The sequence below is a fragment of the Candidatus Eisenbacteria bacterium genome (assembly GCA_016867495.1).
In the GTDB taxonomy this organism is placed as follows: domain Bacteria; phylum Eisenbacteria; class RBG-16-71-46; order CAIMUX01; family VGJL01; genus VGJL01.
The window spans coordinates 1-5,135 of the sequence record VGJL01000182.1; the positions used below are offsets into that span (position 1 = coordinate 1).

General features: G+C 69.2%; 4 protein-coding genes. All 4 read right to left on the reverse strand.

Going from position 1 to position 5,135, the window contains the following annotated elements:
• Window positions 1-653, reverse strand: a 653-nt coding sequence (locus tag FJY88_11755; protein ID MBM3288007.1) for a hypothetical protein, incomplete at its 3' end; no start/stop codon positions are given.
• Window positions 491-1,240: a biotin--[acetyl-CoA-carboxylase] ligase gene (locus tag FJY88_11760; protein ID MBM3288008.1), complete on the reverse strand. Its 750-nt coding sequence runs from the start codon at window positions 1,238-1,240 to the stop codon at window positions 491-493. The genes FJY88_11760 and FJY88_11755, both read right to left, overlap by 163 nt.
• On the reverse strand, window positions 1,240-2,172 hold the full coding sequence (nadC, locus tag FJY88_11765; GenBank protein ID MBM3288009.1) for a carboxylating nicotinate-nucleotide diphosphorylase: 933 nt from the start codon (window positions 2,170-2,172) through the stop codon (window positions 1,240-1,242). Before nadC ends, FJY88_11760 begins: the two co-directional genes overlap by 1 nt.
• Before the next feature lie 33 nt (window positions 2,173-2,205).
• Window positions 2,206-4,179 (reverse strand): excinuclease ABC subunit UvrB, encoded by a 1,974-nt coding sequence (uvrB, locus tag FJY88_11770; protein ID MBM3288010.1) that lies wholly within the window; start codon window positions 4,177-4,179, stop codon window positions 2,206-2,208.
• Window positions 4,180-5,135 lie beyond the last annotated feature (956 nt).

Here is a 5,135-nt window from a genome sequence, read left to right on the forward strand (position 1 = left end):
GCGACGGCGTAGCGGCGCGCGAGCTTGGCGATCGTCGTCGTCTTGCCGACGCCGTTGACGCCGCAGACGAGGATCACGTGGGGCCGGGCGGGCCGCGGCGCGACTCCGGCGCTCGGCGCGGGAGGCGGCGCGCCGTCCACGCCCCCAGGATCGACTCCGCTCCCTCCTTCCGCCGTCCGCCGTGCCGGCCGTTCCATCGCCGGGGGCGCTGGCCCCGCGGCCGCCCCTTCCAGGATCTCGGCGGCGATTCCCCTCAGGAGGGCCGGGATCTCCCCGGGATTCTCAACCCCCTTCTCCCGCACGGCGCGCCGCAAGCGCGAGAGAAGCTCCTCGGTCGTCGCGGGACCCACGTCACCCCGCAGCAGGGTCTCTTCAAGCTCCTCGAAGAGCCGCTCGTCGATCCTGGCACTGCCGCCGATCGCCCTCTCAAGGCCGTCGGCGACGAGCTGCCGCGTCTTGCGCAGGCTCCCGGTCAGCCTGTCGAAGAGGCTCACGGGGCCACCCTCCGGACGATCTCCCCCGCCGACAGGGGCAGGACCCCGCTCTCGGTCGAGAGGAGAAGCGCGCCTGCGGATCCGAGGCCGATCGCTTCTCCCGTCATCGATTCGCCGGACGGAAGGCGGACCTCGATTCGCCTTCCCCTGTCGGAGCATCGACTCCAGAAGGCCGCGAGGATCGGCTCGCCCCCCGCCCCCTCCAGATCCCGAAGACGCCGTTCGAGGCCGCAGAGGATCGAGTCGAGCAGATCCTCGATCGATGGGGGAACGCGCCCTTCCCTCCCGCACTCGATCGCGATCGATGTGGCGATGTCTCGCAGCGGCTCCGGGAAGTCCTCCTCCTTCTGAAGGACGTTCAAGCCGATCCCGATCAGGATCGCGCTTCGTTCCGTGTCAGCGAGGGTCCCCGCGACCTTCCGCCCGGAGAGGAGCAGGTCGTTCGGCCACTTGAGTCGGGAAGCGATGCCGAACGGATCGATCCCCTCCGACATGCCAAGGGAGGCCGCGAGCGTGAAGAGCGGCCACTCGGCCGGAGGGCGCGCGGTCCGGTGGATCACGGTGAAGGTGAGCCCGAGCCCCGCGGGCGACTCCCAGACGCGGCCCTGCCTCCCCCTGCCCGCGAGCTGTTCCGCGGCGAGGATGAGCGTCCCCGACGGCGCTCCGGCCCGGGCCTGCGCGCGCGCTTCGTCCTGGGTCGAGGAGAGGCTGCCAAAGCGCTGGATGGAGAAGGAGTGCGGCGGCATCAGGCGCCGATCTCGATGTCCATCGACATGTCCACGGCGGGCGCGGAGTGCGTGAGCGCCCCCACCGAGAGGAAGTCGACGCCCGCAAGGGCGTAGCGCGCGACGGCGTCGAGCCGGATCCCGCCGGAGACCTCGACCTGGATCCTGGGATCGCCCGGCCTCCAGGTGTCGGGCAGCCAGCGTCCCTCGTCGTCCGCCCCCCGCGCGGGAAGCCTTCTCTCGACCTCGCGGATCGCCGCGACGCAGGATGCGACCTCCTCGGGCGTCCTGTTGTCGAGGAGAATGCGGCCGACATCGAGACGCGCCGCCTCGCGCGCCTCCTCGATCGCCCTCACCTCCACGATGATCGGCCTGCCCGGATGAGCCCGCCGCGCCGCCTCGACCGCCTGCGAGATCCCGCCGACGACGGCGATGTGGTTCTCCTTGATCATGACCGCGTCATAGAGGCCGAGCCTGTGGTTCGTCCCCCCGCCGTGAAGGACCGCTTCCTTCTCGAGCAGGCGCAGGCCTGGCGTCGTCTTGCGCGTGTCGCTGATCCGCGCCGTAGAGCCGCACGACCGCGCGGCCTCGACGAAGCGCGCTGTCAGCGTCGCCACTCCCGAGAGCCGCTGCAGGAAGTTCAGGGCCGATCGCTCTGCGGTCAGGAGAGCGCGGCCCGAGCCCCTCGCGGTCAGGATCCGGTCGCCCGCGCCGAAGGGCTCGCCCGGTTCGAGAGGGCTCTCGATCTCGATTCCCGGATCGACGGCGCGAAAGACGGCGCGCGCCACACCCAGGCCGCTCAGGACGCCCTTCTGTCTCGCCCGGACCACGGCGACCGCGCGCGCCCCCTCCGGAACCAGGGCCGCGGTCAGATCCCCCTCCCCGACGTCCTCCAGAAGGGCGAGGCGGGCCATCGCCTCCTCGACCACGCCCAGTCCTTCGTCCCTAGCCATCTGGTCCTCTCCTCGCGCCCTCGATCGACGATGTCACTCCTGCCCCTCGATCTCGAAGATCCGATCCCGGATCGATGCGGCCCGCTCGTACTCGAGCCGCTCCGCCGCCGCCTTCATCTCATCCGTCAGGAGCGCCACCATCTGTTCCCTCGTCATCCGGCTCGGGTCGATCTCGACCTGCTCCGGCTCGATCGGCGTCGCGTCGGCGACGGCGGTCTGCAGGAGGATCTCGTCCACCGACTTCTCGATCGTCCTGGGCGTGATCCCGTGCTCCCGATTGTAGGCGAGCTGCTTCGCCCGCCGCCTCTCCGTCTCCCGCAGCGCCCCGGTCATCGAGGGGGTCACATTCTCGGCGTAGAGGATCACGCGGCCGCTCACGTTGCGCGCCGCGCGCCCCGCCGTCTGGATGAGGGACCGCTCGGAGCGGAGGAACCCCTCCCGGTCGGCGTCGAGGATCGCGACCAGGGAGACTTCCGGCAGGTCGAGCCCCTCGCGAAGGAGGTTGATCCCGACCAGGACATCGAACTTCCCGAGGCGCAGCCCGCGCAGGATCTCCATCCGCTCGATCGCGTTGACGTCGGAGTGGATGTAGCGGACGCGGACTCCCGCCTCCAGGAGGTAGTCGGTCAAGTCCTCCGCCATCCGCTTGGTCAGGGTCGTCACCAGGACCCGCTCGCCCCGGGCCGTCCGCTCCCGGATCTCGGCGAGCAGGTCGTCGATCTGCCCCTCGACGGGGCGGACCTGGATCTCGGGATCGATGAGGCCGGTCGGCCGGATCACCTGCTCGACGACGACCCCCTTGCACCGGTCGAGCTCGTAGGCGGCCGGCGTCGCCGAGACATAGATCCGCTGCCCCGTCACGACGTCCCACTCGTCGAACTTGAGGGGGCGATTGTCGAGGGCCGAAGGGAGCCGGAATCCGAAGTCGACCAGAGTCCGCTTGCGCGAGCGGTCCCCCTCGTACATCCCCCCGACCTGCGGCAGGGTGACATGGCTCTCGTCGACGAACGTGATGAAGCCCTTCGGGAAGTAGTCGAGGAGGCAGGCGGGGCGCGAGCCCGCGGGACGGCCGGCCAGGTGCCTCGAGTAGTTCTCGATCCCCTGGCAGAAGCCGACGGTCCGCAGCATCTCGAGGTCGTAGCGCGTCCGCATCCGCAGGCGCTGCGCCTCGAGGAGCTTCTGCTCCGCGTTGAGCTCGGCGAGCCTGCCCTCCAGCTCCTCCTCGATGCCGGAGATCGCGCGCTCGAGCCGCTCGCTCGGGGTCGCGAAGTGGGAGGCCGGGAAGACCGAGATCCTCTCGATGCGCCGCTTCACCTGCCCGGTGAGCGGATCGATCGCCGAGAGGCGCTCGATCTCGTCGCCGAAGAGCTCGACCCGGAATGCCTCCTCCTCGTGCGAGGGGAAGATCTCGACGACATCGCCGCGCACCCGGAACTTCCCGCGCGAGAACTCCAGGTCGTTTCGCGCGTACTGGATGGCGACCAGCTTCGAGAGGATCGCCTCGCGGGGCGAGGTCTCGCCGACGGTGAGCTGCAGGGTCTGGCCCAGGAAGTCCTCCGGGGCGCCGAGGCCGTAGATGCACGAGACCGAGGCGACGATGATGACGTCGCGGCGCGAGAGGAGGACCGAGGTTGCGTGGAGCCTCAGGCGATCGATCTCCTCGTTGATCGAGGCGTCCTTCTCGATGTAGGTGTCGGTCGCCGGAACGTAGGCCTCCGGCTGGTAGTAGTCGTAGTAGGAGACGAAGTAGCCGACGGCGTTCTCCGGGAAGTAGGCGCGGAACTCCCCATAGAGCTGGGCGGCGAGCGTCTTGTTGTGCGAGAGGATCAGCGTGGGCCGGTTCACGCGGGCGATCACATTCGCCATCGTGAAGGTCTTGCCGGAGCCGGTCACGCCGAGCAGGGTCTGGTGCCCCTCCCCGGAGACGATCCCCTCCACGAGGCGCTCGATCGCCTCCGGCTGGTCCCCCTTGGGCTCGTATTTCGCGACGAGGCGGAAGCGGTCCATCACTCCCCGCCGGCTAGCGCGTCGTGCGCACCGTGTAGGTCAGGACGACCTCCTGGTCGGCGCCGACATCGACCATCCATTCCGCCGTGTAGGCGTCCTTCTTCTGGTGCGGGAGCGACGACTCCAGAACCCTCCAGTCCCCCCAGAAGCGATCCTGGGCGACGATCGTGATCGGCTCGGTCTTTCGGTTGCGGAACTTCACCTCGAACATCTGATCCATGACCCGGTCGGACACCCTGGCCCGGTCCTTGACGGTCCGCTCGGCGACGACGTCGAAGGCGTTGCCGAGGCCGAGGCGGACCTTCTCGTTCTTGGGCGTGTGATCGATCATGTCCTCGCCCACGAACTGCTGCCCCCCCCTCGAGTCGCGCTTGTAGGTGCGGACCTTTCCCTTGGGCAGGGGGATCCCCAGGCCGCGCTCCTCCTTGTTGTCGAACTCGATGACGATCCGGATCTTCTTCTCGTCCTGCCACGGCTTGTACTCGAAGAGCTTCTTGACCGGCGTCCGCGTCGGTGAGAAGAGGGCGATCTGCTTGGTCTCCCGATCGCGGACGGTCGTCGGATACGGGAGCGTGTAGAGGTGGTACTCGAAGAAGCTCTCCTCCTCGAAGCCCACGTCGGCCTTCATCCTCATGGCGCTCGCGGCCAGCCTCTCCTCCATCATGGGCGCCGAGGGAAGGATCCGGTTGACGTCGCCCGCGATGAGCTGCAGCCGCGCCTCCGGGTAGCTCGCGCCGCTGCGGTTGTCGACGCTCACCCAGGCGGCCAGGTCGGCGGCCGTGTCGTCCTCGTTGGTGACGGCGACATACTCGGCGTGCCAGTTGACGCCGGAGGTGAGGTAGGAGAGCTCGGCCTTCTCCCTCCCCCCGCGCGCGGACTGGACCTCCCATACGAGGGTCGGCTTGGTGATGAGCCCCTCGGGAAGGCTCGGACAGCGGAGATCGACGATCTTGTCC